The organism is Sphingobacterium detergens (genome assembly GCF_003610355.1).
Lineage (GTDB): Bacteria > Bacteroidota > Bacteroidia > Sphingobacteriales > Sphingobacteriaceae > Sphingobacterium > Sphingobacterium detergens.
Genome location: NZ_RAPY01000001.1, coordinates 770,130 through 789,676, shown reverse-complemented (window position 1 = coordinate 789,676; position 19,547 = coordinate 770,130). Strand labels below are relative to the sequence as shown.

Annotated in this window: 10 protein-coding genes; all 10 read left to right on the top strand. The window is 47.0% G+C overall.

From position 1 onward, the window contains the following. Nucleotides 1-34: 34 nt before the first annotated feature. Nucleotides 35-1,537 (top strand): L-arabinose isomerase, encoded by a 1,503-nt coding sequence (araA, locus tag DFQ12_RS03380; protein WP_120257606.1) that lies wholly within the window; start codon nucleotides 35-37, stop codon nucleotides 1,535-1,537. Between the two features lie 72 nt (nucleotides 1,538-1,609). Further along, nucleotides 1,610-3,310, top strand: coding sequence for a sodium:solute symporter family transporter (locus DFQ12_RS03375; protein ID WP_120259203.1), 1,701 nt, complete (start codon nucleotides 1,610-1,612; stop codon nucleotides 3,308-3,310). A 101-nt stretch (nucleotides 3,311-3,411) separates the two neighbouring features. Beyond that, on the top strand, nucleotides 3,412-4,560 hold the full coding sequence (locus DFQ12_RS03370) for an aldose epimerase family protein (RefSeq protein WP_120257605.1): 1,149 nt from the start codon (nucleotides 3,412-3,414) through the stop codon (nucleotides 4,558-4,560). A 9-nt stretch (nucleotides 4,561-4,569) separates the two neighbouring features. Then, complete coding sequence (locus tag DFQ12_RS03365) at nucleotides 4,570-6,114, top strand: alpha-N-arabinofuranosidase (protein WP_244211665.1); 1,545 nt, start codon at nucleotides 4,570-4,572, stop codon at nucleotides 6,112-6,114. Then, on the top strand, nucleotides 6,095-8,095 hold the full coding sequence (locus tag DFQ12_RS03360; RefSeq protein WP_244211664.1) for an alpha-L-arabinofuranosidase C-terminal domain-containing protein: 2,001 nt from the start codon (nucleotides 6,095-6,097) through the stop codon (nucleotides 8,093-8,095). Before DFQ12_RS03365 ends, DFQ12_RS03360 begins: the two co-directional genes overlap by 20 nt. Before the next feature lie 18 nt (nucleotides 8,096-8,113). Next, entirely contained in the window at nucleotides 8,114-9,166 is a 1,053-nt protein-coding gene (locus DFQ12_RS03355; protein WP_120257604.1) for a glycoside hydrolase family 43 protein, read from the top strand. Nucleotides 9,167-9,172: 6 nt separating this feature from the next. Beyond that, nucleotides 9,173-10,195, top strand: coding sequence for a glycoside hydrolase family 43 protein (locus tag DFQ12_RS03350; RefSeq protein WP_120257603.1), 1,023 nt, complete (start codon nucleotides 9,173-9,175; stop codon nucleotides 10,193-10,195). A 5-nt stretch (nucleotides 10,196-10,200) separates the two neighbouring features. Beyond that, nucleotides 10,201-12,174 (top strand): glycoside hydrolase family 97 protein, encoded by a 1,974-nt coding sequence (locus DFQ12_RS03345; RefSeq protein ID WP_120259200.1) that lies wholly within the window; start codon nucleotides 10,201-10,203, stop codon nucleotides 12,172-12,174. Nucleotides 12,175-12,207: 33 nt separating this feature from the next. After that, nucleotides 12,208-16,179, top strand: coding sequence for a hybrid sensor histidine kinase/response regulator transcription factor (locus DFQ12_RS03340; RefSeq protein WP_120257602.1), 3,972 nt, complete (start codon nucleotides 12,208-12,210; stop codon nucleotides 16,177-16,179). 245 nt (nucleotides 16,180-16,424) lie between these two features. Beyond that, nucleotides 16,425-19,547, top strand: coding sequence for a SusC/RagA family TonB-linked outer membrane protein (locus tag DFQ12_RS03335; protein ID WP_120257601.1), 3,123 nt, complete (start codon nucleotides 16,425-16,427; stop codon nucleotides 19,545-19,547).

The window sequence follows — 19,547 nt, the reverse complement described above, 5'->3', positions numbered from 1 at the left end:
TTTCCAAAATCTATAACGAAACTAATATTGAAAAATGAATATCAATCTAAAAGAACTTGAGGTCTGGTTTGTCGTTGGCAGCCAGGATCTATACGGTGAAGAAACATTGAAACAGGTCGCAGCACATGCGGAAGAAATTGCACATTATCTGAATGCCCAGACCCTGATTCCGGTAACGGTCAAGTATAAACCGATCGTAAAAAATACGGATGAAATCTATGCGACGCTAACGGCTGCAAATAGCAGCGCAAATTGTATCGGTATCATCACCTGGATGCATACATTTTCGCCGGCGAAAATGTGGATACGCGGTTTAAAGGCTTTGCAAAAGCCGTTGTTACATCTCCATACGCAGTACAACCGCGACATTCCATGGACTGGCATCGATATGGATTTTATGAATTTAAACCAGAGTGCGCATGGTGACCGCGAATTTGGACATATCGTCAGCCGCCTGAAAATAGGACGTAAAGTCGTCACTGGGCATTGGCAGGATACGGAGGTACTGGAACGCATCAATGTCTGGTGCCGGGCGGCAGCGGGTTGGCATGATTGGCAGGGAGCCAAATTTGCTCGCTTCGGCGATAATATGCGCTACGTGGCGGTGACCGATGGCGACAAGGTTGAAGCGGAAACACAATTTGGTTTTTCGGTCAACACCTATGCCGTCGGGGATCTCGTCGAGGTCATCAACGCCAGTACAGCTGATGAAATCAATGCGTTACTAGCGGAGTATGAGGCCAATTATGAGCTGGCGGATAATGTGAAGGCGGGTGCTGAATTCCATGATAATCTCATTGAGGCGGCTAAGATTGAGGTGGGGCTGCGAAAGTTTTTGAAACAGGGAAGCTTTAAGGGCTTTACGGATACGTTTGAGGATCTGCACGGGCTGGTTCAGCTTCCGGGGTTAGCTGTACAACGCCTGATGGCTGAAGGTTACGGTTTTGCAGGTGAAGGGGACTGGAAGACACCAGCATTGGTCAGAGCTTGCAAGGTCATGGGAGCGGGTTTGGTTGGAACCACAGCCTTTATGGAGGATTATACCTATCATTTTGACCCGCAGGATGCCATGGTGCTGGGCTCGCATATGCTGGAGGTAGACCCTGCACTGGCTGTCGGAAAACCACGTATTGAGGTTCACCCGCTGGGGATCGGTGGCAAAGCAGACCCCGCCCGGCTGGTTTTCAATGGCCAATCTGGCGATGCCTTGAATGCATCATTGGTAGACATGGGGACACATTTCCGTTTGATAGTCAACAAGGTATTGGGTGTTGAGGTGCAGGCCGAACTGCCAAATCTTCCCGTTGCACGTGTACTATGGAAACCGCTTCCGGATATGAAGACGGGCTGCAGTGCCTGGATCCTTGCCGGTGGAGCGCATCATACAGCCTATAGCTTATGCTTAACACCGGAATACCTGCAAGATTTTGCCCGTATGGCCGGAATAGAGTATGTACTGATCGACGAGGATACCACAGTGGCCAAACTCGAAAATCAATTGAAATGGAATGACCTCTATTATTTACTTGGTAAATAATAGAGGCATTGATCTTCGGGTAGCTGCATGCTATCCGAAGGTCGCTTAGCAATACAACCAATTAGGGAAAATATGGAAAAATTTGCAATGGTGGACTACGTTATCTTCGTGGTTTACTTCTTCATTGTGGCGGGATATGGTTATTATATCTATCGTCAAAAAAACAATAGCTTAAGCAGTAGCAAGGATTATTTTTTGGCCGAAGGTTCATTGACCTGGTGGGCAATCGGTTCCTCCTTGATTGCATCGAATATTTCAGCGGAACAGTTTATTGGCATGAGTGGTAATGGATTTGAAGTGGGCATTGCAGTGGCAGCCTATGAACTGATCGCTGCTGTCGCACTCATCATTGTCGCGGTGTGGTTTATACCGGTTTATCTGAAAAACAAGATATTCACAATGCCGCAGTTTTTAAATAATCGGTACAACGAGACGACCAGTTTGATCATGGCTATTTTCTGGCTGTTTTTATATGTATTTGTCAATCTAACTTCGATTTTATACCTGGGTGCGATAGCCATTTCGAGTATGGCCGGTGGTGGGGACAGTTTCCATACCATCACCGTTGCCCTCGCTGTATTTGCTGTCATCATTACGCTTGGCGGAATGCGTGTTATTGGTTTTACCGATGTCATCCAGGTGGTGGTATTGATTGTCGGTGGTATCGCAACGACTTATGTCGCGCTGACTCTGGTGAGCGAGCATTTTGGATTGGGCAAGGATGTGCTTGCCGGATTTAATAAGCTGATGGAAGACGCTCCGGAGCACTTTAACTTATTTGTCGAGAAACCGGCAGCCGGGGCCAGTCAGGAGGAAATCAATAAATACCTGATGCTGCCGGGAATTGGAATGTACCTGGCGGGGATATGGATCGTCAACCTCAATTACTGGGGCTGCAATCAGTATATCACCCAACGCGCATTGGGCGCAGATCTAAAGACCGCACGCACGGGAATCCTTTTTGCGGGTTTTCTCAAGCTATTTATGCCCATCATTGTGATGCTCCCAGGGATTGCGGCTTATGTTCTCTATAAAAATGGGGCCTTACAGCAGGAGATGGCCCCCGGCGGGGTATTCCATGCGGATAATGCGTATTCAGCGATATTGGGCTACCTGCCCAATGGCATGAAGGGGCTGGCCCTGGCCGCCCTTACAGCAGCCATTGTAGCTGGATTGGCAGGAAAAGCAAACAGCATCGCAACGATCTTTACCCTCGACATTTATAAGAAATACATCCGTAAGGATGCCAGCGAAACAAAGATGGTCTGGGTGGGTAAAATCACAATCGTCGTTTCGATTTTACTTTCGGTATTATTTACCTGGAATGACAGCCTGGGAATCGGCGGCGCCGGTGGATTTACATTTATCCAAAAGTATACGGGCTTTATCAGTCCCGGCGTCTTTGCCATGTTTTTACTGGGGATGTTCTGGAAAAGAACAACCGGTGCAGCAGCGATCACTGGGCTGATTTCCGGTTTTGCACTGTCGATATTTTTTAATGAGTTCGCAACAAAGGTATTTGGCCCCGAAACATGGATCTATACAGCTTACCCAAATAAAGCGGGTGTTTATGAGATCCCTTTCCAGATCTGTATGGGCTTGGCTTTTGCTTTTACCCTATTGGCCATGATCGGCGTCAGTTTATTCGGCCCGAAAGTCAATCCCAAAGCATTTGTCTTGGATCGTTCAATGTTTAAAGTGGAACCATCGGTACTTGCGCTGATTGTGGTCACGCTATTAATGGTAACGGCAATTTATGTTCGTTTTTGGTAGCATACGGCATGCAGTTGAATAATTAATCCATTTATACACCTTCTCCTGGCTTAACGAGGAGAAAATCCATCCGAAGGATGGCATAAAGACCTGAATAATTGATGAATGATAAAATCATTATTGGCTTGCTGGCCTGCACTTTATTAACCTATGGCTGCCAGTCCAATGCAACAAAAAACACTTCGCAGCATACTGGGCTGGATACCGCCTCAAGCCCTGCTTTTGATAGCCGGATAGATGGAAAGGATGTCCGTTTATTCCACGTGAAGAACAATAAACTGGCCGTGACGCTAACAAATTATGGTGCCCGTTTGGTTAGTCTTAGCGTTCCCGAAAAGAATGGAAAAACGACTGATGTGATTTTGGGTTACGATTCAGCAAAAGAATATAAAGATAACGCGGATAATTTTTACGGTGCAATTGTCGGACGCTATGGTAACCGTATCGGTCAAGCTACTTTTACACGCAACGGTACGTCTTATTCGTTAGAAAAAAATGATGGGGAGCATTCTCTTCACGGTGGTACCAATGGGCTATACAACAAAGTGTGGGATGTGGTCAGCAATACCGATACCTCAATCACCTTGGCGTATACATCACCGGATAAGGAGGCCGGTTATCCCGGCACGGTCAACATGGAGGTGACTTATACGCTGGAGGAAAATGGGGGCTTGGCCATTGCCTATCAGGCGACAACAGATAAAGAAACGGTTCTAAATCTGACCAATCATGCTTATTTTAACCTCAATGGTGCCGGTGATCCCTCCATCCTGGATCATGAGCTGCAGATTGATGCGAAAGCAATTACAGAAGTTGACAACACACTGATTCCAACAGGAAAAAGCTTTCCTGTAATAGGTACGGCATTTGATTTTACAAAACCACGGCTCATAGGTGCGCATATTGAAGATAAAGACCCACAGTTAAAGATCGGAAAGGGCTACGATCATAATTTTGAGCTTGACAAGAAAACGGGTTTTCAGAAAGTCGCCAGTGTATACGCCCCTAAAACGGGTATTCAAATGGAGATTTTCACAACCGAACCGGGGCTTCAGTTCTACAGCGGCAATTTTATGGATGCTGCTGATCCGAAGGGAAAATCCGGGCAAAGCTATCCTTTTCGATCAGCATTCTGTCTCGAAACGCAGCATTTCCCGGATGCTCCAAACCACCCCAATTTCGCATCTACGGTATTAAAACCCGGCGAAAAATATCGTTCGAAAACAACATATCGCTTTACGGTAAAATAAAAGTCTTTTATGATGAAACTTAATTTAAAACTTGGAATTGCTTTCATGCTGATCAGCGGAGTCACCCTGGGACAGAGCAGCATAAAACTGGAGCCTTCGGCAAAGGATATCACGATCAGCAAACATATTTATGGCCATTTTGCCGAACACCTGGGCCGTTGTATTTACGATGGATTTTATGTCGGGGAAAAGAATGATTCGATTCCGCATGCCAATGGCGTACGGACGGATGTCATCGAAGCGCTCAAAAAGCTGAATATCCCCAACCTGCGTTGGCCCGGCGGCTGTTTCGCGGATACGTACCATTGGAAAGATGGAATCGGTCCTAAGGCGGAGCGCCCTACCATGGTGAACAATTGGTGGGGTGGCGTGACCGAAGATAATTCATTTGGCACACATGATTTTCTAAATATGTGCGAACTGCTCGGGGCTGAACCGTATCTGGCCGGAAATGTGGGCAGCGGCGAGGTGCAGGAGCTTGCCGATTGGGTGCAATATGTAAATTTTGCTGGCAAAAGTCCCATGTCGGACTGGCGGCGCAAGAATGGGCGTCAAGAGCCCTGGAAGGTGAAGTTCTGGGGCGTAGGAAATGAATCATGGGGCTGCGGCGGCAATATGACCGTGGATTACTATACAGATATCTACCGCAAGTATGCCACCTTTATGTCCGACTGGACCAATGGCGCTGGACTGTACCGAATTGCCTCGGGGGCGAATAGCGCTGATTATAACTGGACGGAAACACTCCTTAAAAATATTCCCGGTAGCTTGATGAAAGGGATGGGGCTGCATCATTATGCGGTGATCAATTGGGACAAAAAAGGTTCCGCAACAGCATTTTCGGAATCGGAATATTTTAAAACCATGAAGTCGGCCTGGTTTATGAATGAACTGGTCGAGAAGAATATCGCCATTATGGACAAATATGATCCGAAAGGAAATATCGATTTGATCGTGGATGAATGGGGTGGCTGGTACGAAGTCGAACCGGGTACAAATCCGGGCTTTTTGTATCAACAAAATACCATGCGCGATGCCATGATTGCAGGAATGACCCTCAATATTTTCAATAATCACGCCCGACGTGTGAAAATGGCTAATCTTGCTCAAGCGATCAATGTATTGCAGGCGGTGATCCTGACAGAAGGGAAAAATATGATTCTGACACCCACTTATCATGTCATGGAGATGTATAAGGTGCATCAGGATGCGAAATTGATCCCGATTACATTACAGTCGACAGATTTTGAATTTAACGGCGAGAAACTTCCGGCGGTATCGGCCTCGGCTTCGCAGGATACAAAAGGCCGCGTACATATTTCCCTCGTGAATATTGATCCGAAAAAAACAAATAAGATCCGTGTAGACCTGGGGGAACTGAAAGCTTCGAAAGTCACGGGAAGAATCTTGCACGCTGACAAGCTGCAGGATTACAACTCCTTCAAGGTGCCTACGAAGATCGTACCCGCAGCCTATAACAAGGCGAAGATTCAACATGGGCTTGTAGATATCGAGATTCCGGCATTTTCTGTGATTGTATTGGAGCTTAATTAAAATTGCGATGAAACGGATGAAAAAAAAGATTTCGATGTTGCTCCTGGCAACGGGCCTGGCAGCTTCGGCAAGCGCACAGTTGCCGGTTGAATTGAATATACAACTGGATAAACCCAAAGGCAAGATATCACCGCATATGTGGGGTGTGTTTTTTGAAGATATTAACCTGGGGGCAGATGGTGGGATCTATGCCGAGCTGGTCAAAAATAGATCCTTTGAATTTGACAACCCCTGGATGGGATGGAAAAAACTGGGACATGCTTCAACGGAGGGGGCCTACCTCTTGCTTAATGATGCGCAGCGCAAAGGCAATAAACGGTATGTAAGATTAACGAATAGTGCAGGCAGCGAGCTGGGTTTACAAAATGAGGGTTTTCGGGGCATGGGCATCAAAGCGGGTGCTACCTATGAATTCAGTCTGCAGCATAGAAGCAATAGCTCATCGATGAACATCCATGTAGCGTTGCTGGACGAAGGGGAGCAAGTGATCGCTGAAGCGCAAATGCCCTTACAATCAACAGCAGCATGGACCGAGACTGCGCTGAAACTGCAGGCTACGGCCACAACGGCTAAAGCAAAACTAAAGATATGGCTTACGGGCGCGGGGACAGTGGATGTCGACATGCTATCGCTATTTCCATTGGATACCTGGAAGGGGCGGCCGAAAGGACTGCGTAAAGATATGGTGCAGCTACTGGCGGATATGAAGCCTGGATTTATCCGCTTCCCCGGCGGCTGTATTGTCGAGGGCAGGGATCTGGCCAATAGGTTCCAGTGGAAAAAAACCGTGGGTCCGATTGATGAACGCGAATTGATCATCAATCGCTGGAACACGGAATTTAGCCACCGCTTGACGCCTGATTATTTCCAGACTTTTGGACTCGGATTTTATGAGTACTTCTTATTGGCTGAAGATATTGGCGCGGCCCCTGTTCCGATTCTCAATTGCGGCATGGCCTGCCAGTTTAACAGTGGCGAACTGGTGCCAATGGACCAGCTCGACGAATATGTACAGGATGCGCTGGATCTGATTGAATTTGCAAATGGATCAACAGCGACCAAATGGGGTAAACTACGCGCGGATATGGGCCATCCCCAACCGTTTAAGCTCAAGATGATCGGTGTAGGCAACGAAAACTGGGGGCCTCAATACATTGAGCGTCTTGCGGTCTTCAAGAAAACGTTAAATGCAAAGCATCCCGAGATCGCCATTATCGCGAGTTCAGGAACGGATCCCGAAGGGGAGCGTTTTGAATTTCTGGACGATAAGTTACGCGCGATGAAGATTGACATCATCGATGAACATTACTACCGACCACCGTCCTGGTTCCTGTCCAGTGCCAGCCGCTACGATAATTATGATCGCAAAGGGGCGAAGATTTTTGCAGGTGAATATGCATCACATACCACCAGACCCAATGGTCCAGGAAAAAGTACTTGGGAGGCTGCGCTTTCCGAAGCGGCTTTCATGACCGGGCTCGAACGCAACGGCGATGTTGTTGAGATGGCCTCTTATGCGCCCTTATTCGGACATGTCGATGGTTGGCAATGGTCGCCGGATTTGATCTGGGTGGATAATCTTCAGGTTTATGGAACACCGAGCTATCAGGTGCAGAAATTATATTCCACCCACAAAGGCTCGGATATTATTCCGGTACACAGGGATGGTCAGCCGGTTGCAGGCAGGGATAGTTTGTATGCCTCTGCGGTGTACGATCAAAATACGATGGAACTGCTGATCAAAATCGTCAATTACAACAGTAAGCCGATGCCTCTGCGTTTTGCCCTGGCGACGGACAGGAAATTTGCCCAGGTTGCCCAGAAAATAACGCTGGCGAGCAAGGATCTCAATGTCAGTAATAGCATCGAAGAACCATTGAATATACAACCAAAGCAAACGGATATCCGGTTTAAAGGCAAGACTCTCACCGATAGTCTCGCTCCGTATTCGTTTACCCTGATTAAACTTCAAACCAAATAGCAGCTCGTTTATAAACCTATGAAAAACATCTTTATCGGCTTTGTCTTTTTGTTGAATGCTATCCACGGCTTACATGCCCAGGTAAAGGAAGCTGATTTGTCGGCTTATTTAATGGTTTATTTTAAGGATGAGAGCCATGGTCTTTACTTTGCACTCAGCAAGGATGGCTATTCCTTTACGGACATAAACAAAGGCCAGCCGATTATCGCAGGCGACAGCATTGCCCAACAAAAGGGGATTCGCGATCCTTACATCTTACGGGGTCCGGATGGTCATTTTTATATGGTAATGACCGACTTGCACATTTATGGCCAGCAGCAGGGCTATCGCAACCAGGAATGGGAAAGGGATGGTAAGGAATTTGGCTGGGGCAATAACCGGGGTATTGTACTGATGAAATCCGCTGATCTGATCCATTGGAGTCACCTTGAGCTTCGACTCGACCAGCTGTTCAAAGGCTGGGAAAATGTCGGTGCAATATGGGCTCCCCAACTGATTTATGATGAAGCTGTAGGCAAGCTGATGATTTATTTCACCATGCGTTTTGGCAATGGCCTGAACCGCTTGTATTATGGGTATATGAATACCGATTTTACCGCTTTGGAAAGCGAGCCGCAGTTGCTTTTTCAGTATCCCAAAGTAAATAAAAACTATATCGATGGGGATATCACACGCGTAGGCGACAGGTATCACTTATTTTATGTTGCCCATGATGATGTACCCGGAATTAAGCAGGCTACTGCCAACCAACCCGCGGGTCCTTATCGGTATGACGATAGGGAGTACGATCCAGAAGCAGCAGCTTGTGAGGCCCCGCATGTTTGGAAGAAAAATGGTGAGCAAAAGTGGATATTGATGTACGATATCTATGGTATTTCACCGCACAACTTTGGCTTTAGCGAAACCTCGGATTTTAAAAATTTCGTCAATCTGGGCCGATTTAATGAAGGAAAGATGAAGGCGACCAATTTTTCGTCACCCAAACACGGAGCCGTTATTTCACTGACAAAAAGGGAGGCGGATCGTCTGGCGCAGCATTGGCAGCTGGACATGCCGCTTAAAGGAAAATAGAAATTCATGAAACGATTAAAAAAACTTTTACTGATCTGTTCCTTGCTGTTGGCGGGGACAGTTACAGCCACTGCACAGACAGTGGCCACTGAATCCGAACTTGACGGAAAAAAACTGGAACCGGGACAGCGATATCACTTTGTGGCGCAGGGAAACCCTATCATCAAGCATCATTATACCGCTGATCCGGCGGCGCTGGTCAAAGGTGATACGCTGTGGCTTTTTGCAGGGCATGATTTTGCGGGTGGACAGAAAGGCTATAAAATGAAAGATTGGTTGGTATACGCAACGACAGATCTAAAAAACTGGGTTGAATACCCTGTGCCCATGAAAATTTCGGACTTCTCCTGGGCAAAAAGTGGCGATGCGTTTGCCGGGCATGCCGTGGAGCGCAACGGTAAATATTACTGGTACATCAGTACCAATTGGTCGGGCATCGGTGTTGCTGTGGCCGACCGTCCTGAAGGACCTTACCGGGATGCATTGGGGAAACCGCTCCTGACCAACAAGGATTGTTTTGCTTCCACCCATGCCTGGGCTTGTATTGATCCCGCGGTACATATAGACGATGAGGGGCAGGCCTGGATATTCTGGGGTAACCGCGAATGTTATTATGCCAAACTGAAGGATAATATGATTGAGATTGACGGAGAGGTCAAACAGCTGAAGTTCGATGGCTTCGAGTTTACCGAAGCGCCTTGGCTGCATCAATATCAAGGTAAATATTACCTGAGCTATGCAACTGGCTTTCCCGAGAAAATTGCTTATGCCATGGCTGATCATATCACGGGACCCTATACCTACAAAGGCTTGTTGAACGAGATTGCGGGAAATAGCAACACAAACCACCAGGCCATTGTCAACTTTAAGGATCAATGGTATTTTATCTACCATAATGGGGGCATCAATACAGATGGCGGCAGCTATAGCCGATCAATCTGCATCGACAAACTGGAATATCGTGTCGATGGCACCATAAAACGGATCAATATGACAAGTGAAGGCCCTTTTAATGAAATAGCGCAATGATGTGTATGAAATATAAGTGGTATTTAGCTACCGTAAAGAAACGAATCGTCCTTAGTGGTTTGCTGCTCCTGCTATTTTCGGGCCTAGGTGCACAGGAATTGCGGGTAGCAGGACCGGACGGAAAATTGGAGGTCAACTTATCGTTGGAGCAGGGTAAACTCTATTATCGCGTGAACCTGGCTGGGCAAGAGATGTTAGCACGATCGCCTTTGGGCTTGCGGGGCGACAAGGTGGATCTTGCCAGTAAGCTGCATGTGCTGACCTCGGAAAACCGGGTAATTGACCAAACCTATGCGGAACCTAAAATCAAACGTCGGCTGGTACATCACCAGGCAAATGAACTGCAGTGTACCTTGGAGAATGACTTAAAACAACAGCTTGTTGTGATTTTTAGGGTCAGCAATAATGATATTGCTTTTCGCTATGGTATTCCACAGGTGGGTGAAGCCGCAAATTTTCGAGTCGAGGAAGAAATGAGTGGCTTTAAATTTCCGGATTCAACCACCACCTTTCTGACGGCACAGGCTACCGCAATGATCGGCTGGAAGAAAACAAAACCGAGCTACGAAGAAGCTTACGTACCGGATCAGGCCATGGGCGTACCTTCACAATACGGTGTTGGTTACACTTTTCCGGCGCTGTTTCATGTGGGTTCTCGCGGTTGGGTACTGCTTTCCGAAACCGGGTCGAATGGCAGCTACTGTGGGACCAAACTCAGCGAAGGCACAAAATCGGGTTTTTATAAAATTGCTTTTCCTGAGCAAGGTGAAAATAATGGCATGGGCGACGCGGCTCCAACGTTGGCGCTACCGGGCTTTACGCCATGGCGCACAATCACCGTGGGCAGTACGTTAAAACCTATTGTGGAAACCACGATTCCTTTTGATGTGGTCGAACCGCAGTATGCCGCCAGTAAGCCTTATACCTTTGGACGGGCCACCTGGAGCTGGCTGGAGTGGCAGGACGGAAGTATTAATTTCGAAGATCAGAAGAAATTTATCGACCTATCTGCTGCCTTGGGTTACGAATTTGTCCTGGTGGACAACTGGTGGGACAAGCAGATCGGGCACCGTAAAATTGAGGAACTCGTGGCCTATGGCCGGGAGAAAGCCGTGGGGCTCTGCCTTTGGTACAACTCCAACGGATTCTGGAACGACGCACCACAGACGCCTAAAAATCGGATGAATACGGCCGTCGCCCGTAAAAAGGAAATGGCCTGGATGCAGTCCATTGGAATCAAAGGGATCAAAGTGGATTTTTTTGGCGGTGACAAACAGGAAACATTACAGCTGTATGAAGATATTCTTGCAGATGCAAATGACTATGGACTGACCGTGATCTTCCATGGATGCACTTTACCCCGTGGTTGGGAACGCATGTACCCTAACTTCGTGGGAAGTGAAGCGGTATTGGCCTCTGAGAACCTCATCTTTACTCAGGATGCCAATGATAACGAAGCGTTCAATGCGACTTTGCACCCCTTTATACGTAATACTGTCGGAGCAATGGATTTTGGCCCTGTGCTGCTCAACAAAAGGCATAATCGTGAAAATAATGGCGGGACGATCCGTAAGACAACGGAAACATTTCAACTGGCAACGGCGGTGTTGTTCCAGACTCCAGTACAGAATTTTGGGCTGACACCCAACAATCTATTGGATATGCCCGCGCATGTGATCGACTTCATGAAGCAGGTTCCCACCCTTTGGGATGAGACGCTGTTTGTGGATGGTTATCCCGGAAAATATGTGGTACTGGCGAGACGGAAAAAAGAGCAGTGGTATATCGCTGCAGTGAATACCGAAGGGAAAGAGAAGACGATCGAAGTAAACCTGCCGATGTTTTCTGAAAAAGTGGTGCAATACATCGGGGATAATAAGTCGCGCGGGTCGGAGCAGAAAACGATACGCCTAAGCCGGGAGAAAACCGTCAGATTGATTTTACAACCGGGCGGTGGAGCCTTATTGATTGGAAAGTAGTTGGTTTAGTTTTGCCTTTTTTGGACTTAAGCTATGAAAAATAGATTGATTTTGTGGGCCTTTGTATGCCAGTGTACACTGTTGTTTGCGCAGCCCAAGCAGGCTCGTTTCTTTTCCTTGCAGGATGGGTTGAGCAACCAGCAAGTGCTGGATATTGTGCATGATGACGAGGGCTTTACCTGGGTGGCGACAGAATTGGGCTTAAATAGATTTGCTGGAAAATCCTTTAAATCCTATTATGCATCCGAAAGCCAGGATGGCCTTTCACTCAATAGCAACGAGATCAACACGCTTTTATTTGATGATCGAAAGCTATATATCGGCACACGCTCCAATGGCCTGAATGTGCTTGACTTGAACAGCAATACGTTTAGCTATTACCTGCACGATCCCAAAAATCCGAAATCCATCGCTACAAACGATATCACCGATCTGATCAAAAGTAAGGACGGCACGCTGTGGCTGGCAACTTATCATCAGGGGGTTCAGCATTTTGATCCTCAAAAAAAAGTATTCACGCCGATCAATAAGAAGAATCTGCCACAGCTTCCCGAAAATAGCATTTGGTCCCTGGCCGAAGATAAAAGACGTACCCTCTACATCGGCCATGTGAATGCGGGCCTCACGATATTGGATCCGGTACGCCGCTCGGTCAGACAATTGACAAGCCTAAATACGAACTATCGCTTGCCCGATAATGAAGTGAAGGCACTTTTTTGCGATCGTTATGATAATATCTGGATTGGCACACGCAAGGGCCTGGCAGTTTACCATCCTTTAACGGGGCGACTTCAGTTTATCCCTTTGGCCAGGCTCACAAAAGGCAAGACCGAACCCTTCGTATATTCCATTAAAGAAATTGATGACAAGTTATGGATAGGAGCGGAATCTTCACAGCTTTTTATCTTGCAGCCAGACTATGGTTATGACAGTCAGGTAGCAGGTTTCAGGCAACAGCATACGGTGGATTTGGGAAAAGGAAATAATGCAATGGTCCAACATATTGCGCCTGATCGTTTCGGCAATATATGGTTGGCATTATATGGTGGTGGCCTGGGGGTCATCAGTCACCTAAAGCCATTCTTTGATTTTTTTCCGGCAGAAGGTGTACTATCAGAACGCCTGGCAACCGTCAGTGGGATCTATGAAAACGAAAACAGGACCATGAGCTTGACAACAGAAGGCTCCGGAATTGTGAATACCGATCAGAAAGGTAGACTGTTGCGGCAATTGAACAGCAAAAGTGGTGCTCCGGATGATTTTATCCTTTCGGCTTTCAAGGATCAGAAGCAGCAGATCTGGCTGGGCCTGAAAAAGGGTGGGGTGGCGGTAAAATATAAGGGATCAGATCGTTGGCAGGATATCTCTTTGGGAGAGCAGGTGACTGACGTGCGCACGATTTACGAAGATCACCAAGGTTCTATCTGGATCGCCGCCCAGCAGGGGCTGTTTATTTATAATCCACTGGATCGAACGGTGCAGAAGTTGTTGATCAATCAGCCTATGCTGGGGGACTATGCGCCAAGGGCAATTGTGGAAGATGAAAAGCATAACATCTGGGTGGGCACTTACGGACAGGGTTTATATGTATATGATCAGCACCGAAAACTGATCCGAAAAATGAATCGCGGCAACGGCCTGCGCAATAACACGATCAACCACCTGCTGCGCGACCGCAACAATACGATTTGGATCGCGACTAATGCCGGTGTGGCGATGCAGCGGGCGCAGCAGAAAATAGGGGATCTGATCCTGTTGACGCCGCCGGGAGAAGGCGCCTGGCTGTTTACAAATGCCCTGGCAGAGGATCAGTATGGAAATATCTGGTGTTCCACAAAATCGGGCATGCTGCGCTATGTGCCGCAAGAGAAACGTTTTTTGCAGTATGACGAACACTTCGGCCTTCCTTTAGGTGGTTTTATCAATGGGAGTGTAGGAAAAGATAGTCATGGGCGTTTATTTTTCGGAATGCAAGAGGGTGTATGTTCTTTTGAACCGGGTAATTTACCTTTGAGCTTGCCCGTATCGCCCGTGCGCATCGGTCGCTTTACGGTATTTCAATCCGGGGAGTCCAACAGGCAATTGGACAAATATCCCGACCCAACCCAGGAGGTGGAGCTCAGGCATGACGAAAACAGTTTTCGCGTTGAGCTCGCTGTGATGGATTATGCCCTAAACGGCCTTGTAGAGTTTGGCTATCAGCTACAGGGATTTAATAACGACTGGATTTTTTTGGGAACGGAGACAAACCTCGATTTTCGTAATATTCCTTATGGTGACCATGATCTTTTGATCCGCAAGCGCATGAAAAATGGGCAATGGTCGCCAACATTACTGCGGCTGAAGATCAATATTGCTGCACCTTTTTACCTGACTCTACCCGCAAAGATCGCCTATGCGTTAATTCTTTTGCTGTTTATCTACACCTTGGTTTTCTTTTACATCAAGCGGATGCATGCCGAGGCGGAGCTTAAATTTAAAGACAGAAAGCATAAACAGGAGGAAGAGCTCTACAACGAACGCATGAGTTTTTATACGCACATAACGCATGAACTGCGTACGCCACTGACTCTGATCCTTGGGCCACTGGATGATCTGGTGCATGAAGAGCAGTTAAATGCCAAGCATCGGGGGCTTGTGCAGACGGTTCAGCAAAGCGCCAGTCGCCTTTTTAACCTGGTCAACCAGCTCCTTGAATTTAGAAAAGTAGAATCGCAGTTTAAGCCACTTGTACTGGAAGCGGGATCTTTGGCGGAGATGCTCACTGATCTCGTCTATAAATATAAGACCTTAAATAGCAAACCCCAACTAACACTGCTTGCCGATTTACCCGAAGCAGATGTAAGAACGCTGTTTGATCCGGAGATCGTACAACTTATTGTCGATAACTTACTTTCTAATGCCTATAAGTATACAGCTGCGGGCTCCATTAAGTTGCATCTACATTACGAGGGCTCCGATATAAACCATTGGGCGGTACTCAGCGTGACGGATACGGGCTGTGGAATACCGGCACCGGAGATCGACCGGATTTTTGAGAAGTTCTACCAGATCCCGAAGACCGGTATTCATGGCACTGGCATAGGACTCGCCTTGGTGAAAGAGCTTGTTGCCATTCATCAGGGGCAGATTGAGGTGCAGAGTAAGCTGGGGCTGGGTACGGTGTTTACGGTAAGATTTCGGATGAGCAAAGTCAGTCCAAAAGAAGTGGAATCAACCTTGGCCAGGCCGCGTAGCCTCATCTTATTTGTTGAAGACAACCCGGAACTACGTGCCTATCTGGGCGACAGTCTATCGCAGCAATATGATGTGTTGCTGGCCGAAAATGGCGCAATAGCATTTGAGCTCGCAAGCGCAAGAATGCCAGATTTGATTATAAGCGATATTATGATGCCTGAACTGGATGGCTTTCAGCTGGTCGAAAAACTAAAGCAGACGGACTGCACGAATTCCATTCCCTTACTGTTGCTGACCGCAAAAGATACGGATATGGATAGACAGCGTGGTTATGACCTGGGCATAGATTCTTATTTGGTCAAGCCTGTTAGCACGCAGCTATTGCACAAACGGATACAAAATTTGCTGGGAAGGGCCAAGCTGGTTCAATATAACCCCGAATATCATCGGGAACAAAAAGATACGCAGGATGCCTGGTTCCGCGAAAATGAATTTGTACGCGATTTTATGAGCATCGTTGAACAACATATGCAGGATGAGCTGCTGGATGCGGCGGCATTGGCAGAAAAAATGAATATGAGCCAATCCACACTTTATCGAAAATTGAAGGGAATCACCGGTAAGAATATCAATCAGCTCGTTCGAAAGATACGGATTCATAAAGCTGCAGACTTACTGAAAACAGGTAAATACAATGTCACCGAAGTATCCTTTCTGGTCGGTATCAACAGTGTCATCTATTTTCGGCAATGTTTTAAAGAAGAGTTTGGACAGCTGCCTTCAACATTTCAAAAATCTGATTTGAAGTTACAGGTACAAGGGAATTAAAAATAGATTTCGAGTATTCGGACCAACGAACAAAAAAATAACCTAGAACACCAAAAAAGACTGTTTTTGACCAAAAATTGTATGCTAATTGACGGATTTGTATACGTTCTGCACAATCAAAAACGGCTAAGTTTGGACTGTTAATCCAATTATAAATCTACATGCGGGACGAGAACAGGGCAGTATATTCTTACTGTCTTTACCAGCTGGATTTTATTATTTACTATTAATAAGTATTAAAATTTATGAACAACCTAAAGATTGTTTCTCTTTATACCATGTTGAGCGTTGTGCCAACACTGGTATATGCCCAAGAGAAGATTACGGGGCAAGTTTTTAACAAAGCCAATGAACCTGTCGTAGGTGCTAGCGTTGTTATTGAAGGTGGTGGCCAGGGAACCTCCACCGACAAAACGGGGAATTTTGAACTGCATGCTGGCAAGGGAATTCTTGTCGTATCCTTTGTGGGATACAAAACGTACCGTGTTCCATTAAATGGGACGAAAAACCTGAAAATCCAGCTGGAAAACGACGACCATGTGTTAGAAGATGTTGTGGTCGTTGGATATGGTAAACAATCCAAACGCAATATTACTGGCGCCGTCAGCAACATCAAGTCGGACGATATTGTGCGCTCTTCGTCGACAACGACTGCTGGAGCATTGGCTGGTAAAGTACAGGGTATTTCAGTAAGGGCAAAAGATGCCCGTCCTGGCCGCGGAGCGTCCATTGAAATTCGTAATATGGGTTCGCCGCTTTACGTAATTGACGGAGTGGCTTATGGTGGTCAGGAAGGAACAGACTGGGTGGGCACACAGAACGGCTCCGGTGCGGATATATTTAATGCACTCAACCTGGAGGATATTGAAAGCATTTCTATCCTGAAGGATGCGGCAGCGGCTGTATATGGTTTTCGTGCGTCCAAAGGTGTGGTGCTGATCACCACCAAGAAAGGCGCGAAGGGGGATCGTGCAAAGATCAACCTCAACGGTTACCGAGGCTGGCAAAATCTGACACGCTTTCCGAAAATGGCAAATGCCAAACAGTATACACGTGGCCTGGTGGAGGCTGCTCAAAATGTAAACCGGGATCCTAACTCGGTGTATACACCTGAAGAGCTGGCCAAATGGCAGGCCGGGACCGAACCCGGTTACCAAGGTTATGACTATTACGATATGGTGATCCGTAAAAATATTCCGCAAAGTTACATCAATGCAAATATTACCGGCGGAAGCCAAAAATCCAATTACTTCCTTTCGATCGGCCATTTGAATCAAGAGGCCATGATCAAGGACTTTAATTACAAGCGAACGAATTTGCAGGCGAATATGGAGGCCGAGGTGCTGAAGGGCCTGACAATAGGAACGCAGATCTCAGCACGGCATGAAGGTACGCAGGATGTTGGCCTACCTGGTGGGGATGGCTATTTTTCATCCATATTGGCCATTATGAAAAATCGGCCGACTGTGGGGCCTTATGCCAACGATAATCCGGAGTATATCAATCATACGAATGATTTCCCTTATAATCCGGCGCTTTTCAGTCGGGATATTGTGGGGTACAAGGACAATAAATACCTTGCTGGAAACGTGAACCTCTTTGCGGCTTACAAAACCACTTTTGGCCTCTCGGCGAAAGGAACGGTTTCGTACAATTATACCAACAATAAATTTGAAGGTTTTCAATATACCTATGATGTATACCGTTATGAAAACGATATATACAAACGGACGGGGGGAAGTGATGCCGGATGGCGCTACGATACCAGTAGGGAGATTGTTTCTAGGTTTGCCCAATTCCAGATTGACTACAATAAACAGATTGGGGACCATAGCCTGGCCGGGATGCTGGGGTACGAACGTTCGGATTGGGACAGAACGTATAAAGCCTTGGGCGCAAATCCTTCCAACAATTACATTCCGCTATTGCGTCTTTCGGAACTCAATGGTTTAAGCGATGAATGGGCTTATGAGGCGCGTGCAGGTTATATTGGTCGGATTAATTACAACTACAAAGGAAAATATTTATTGGAAGTACTGGGACGCTATGACGGGTCCTACAAATATTATGACGGTAAGCGCTGGGGGATTTTTCCCGGTGCCTCCTTGGGTTGGCGGATCTCTGATGAGCGCTTCTTTCAACCCTTAAAGTCTGTGGTCAACGATTTAAAACTGCGGGCTTCCATTGGGCAGACGGGACTTGAAGAAGGTGTGGGCATGCATGACTACCTAGCCGGGTATAACTGGGCGGCAGGAAGTGCGGTGCTGGATGGCACTTATGTTCCCGGTGTACAGCCCCGGGGATTGCCGGTACGTAATCTCTCCTGGGTAAAAAACACCAATTACAACATCGGTATGGATCTTTCCCTATTAAATAATAAACTGACGCTAACGGCTGATGCCTTTAAGATTATTCGGACCGGATATCCAGGCAAGCGCTATGATGTGCTGTTGCCGGCTGAAATTGGATACGACCTGCCGAATGAAAACTTAGGTAAAAATGCATACTATGGTGCGGAGGGTATCATTACCTATACGGATAAAGTTGGCGAACTCAATTATGTTGTCAGTGGAAACATGACTTTCTCCCGTTTTCGTGACCTCGAAACCTATAAACCGCGTTTCAGCAATTCATGGAATGAATACCGGAGCTCGATTGAAGATCGCTGGGGTGGCGTCTGGTGGGGCTATCAGGTGGTTGGAAGGTTTCAGTCGGAGGACGAAATCCGTAACCATCCAATCAACAATGATGGGCAGGATAACCGCACGCAATTGCCCGGCGACCTGATCTACAAAGATGTGAATGGCGATGGTATCATCAATGACATGGACCAACGTCCGATTGGTTATCCGACAGGCTGGGCACCGATGATGACTTTTGGCGGCCGGATCGGTCTGGACTGGAAAGGCATCAACCTGAATATTGACCTGGCTGGCGGTGCAATTCAATCCTGGTTTCAGGACTATGAACTGCGCAATGCTTTTCACGGTGGGGGTAACTCGCCGGCATACCTGCTTGAAGATAGATGGCACCGCAAAGATCCCTACGATCCAAATAGCGAATGGATCCCGGGATATTATCCGGCTATCCGCAATGGCAATTCAGGCCCCAATAGCGCCAACAGTGACTTTTGGCTGACCAATGTGCGCTACCTCCGTGTCCGGAACCTTGAGCTTGGCTATAACCTGCCCAAAGCCTGGATACAAAAATTAAAGGCCGAGAAAGTACGGTTCTATATCAATGCCTCGAACCTGATTTCCTTTGACAATGTGAAGGATTTTCAGATCGACCCTGAGATAGAAGCCCGCGCTGCAGTGGTGTATCCGCAGCAGAAAGTATTTATGGTTGGATTTAACATGACTTTTTAA

What these genes read in the sequence shown, in the direction of transcription:
- araA (WP_120257606.1), top strand. Translation starts at nt 35, where the DNA reads ATGAATATCAATCTAAAAGAACTTGAGGTCTGGTTTGTCGTTGGCAGC.
- DFQ12_RS03375 (WP_120259203.1), top strand. Translation starts at nt 1,610, where the DNA reads ATGGAAAAATTTGCAATGGTGGACTACGTTATCTTCGTGGTTTACTTC.
- DFQ12_RS03370 (WP_120257605.1), top strand. Translation starts at nt 3,412, where the DNA reads ATGAATGATAAAATCATTATTGGCTTGCTGGCCTGCACTTTATTAACC.
- DFQ12_RS03365 (WP_244211665.1), top strand. Translation starts at nt 4,570, where the DNA reads ATGATGAAACTTAATTTAAAACTTGGAATTGCTTTCATGCTGATCAGC.
- DFQ12_RS03355 (WP_120257604.1), top strand. Translation starts at nt 8,114, where the DNA reads ATGAAAAACATCTTTATCGGCTTTGTCTTTTTGTTGAATGCTATCCAC.
- DFQ12_RS03350 (WP_120257603.1), top strand. Translation starts at nt 9,173, where the DNA reads ATGAAACGATTAAAAAAACTTTTACTGATCTGTTCCTTGCTGTTGGCG.
- DFQ12_RS03345 (WP_120259200.1), top strand. Translation starts at nt 10,201, where the DNA reads ATGAAATATAAGTGGTATTTAGCTACCGTAAAGAAACGAATCGTCCTT.
- DFQ12_RS03340 (WP_120257602.1), top strand. Translation starts at nt 12,208, where the DNA reads ATGAAAAATAGATTGATTTTGTGGGCCTTTGTATGCCAGTGTACACTG.
- DFQ12_RS03335 (WP_120257601.1), top strand. Translation starts at nt 16,425, where the DNA reads ATGAACAACCTAAAGATTGTTTCTCTTTATACCATGTTGAGCGTTGTG.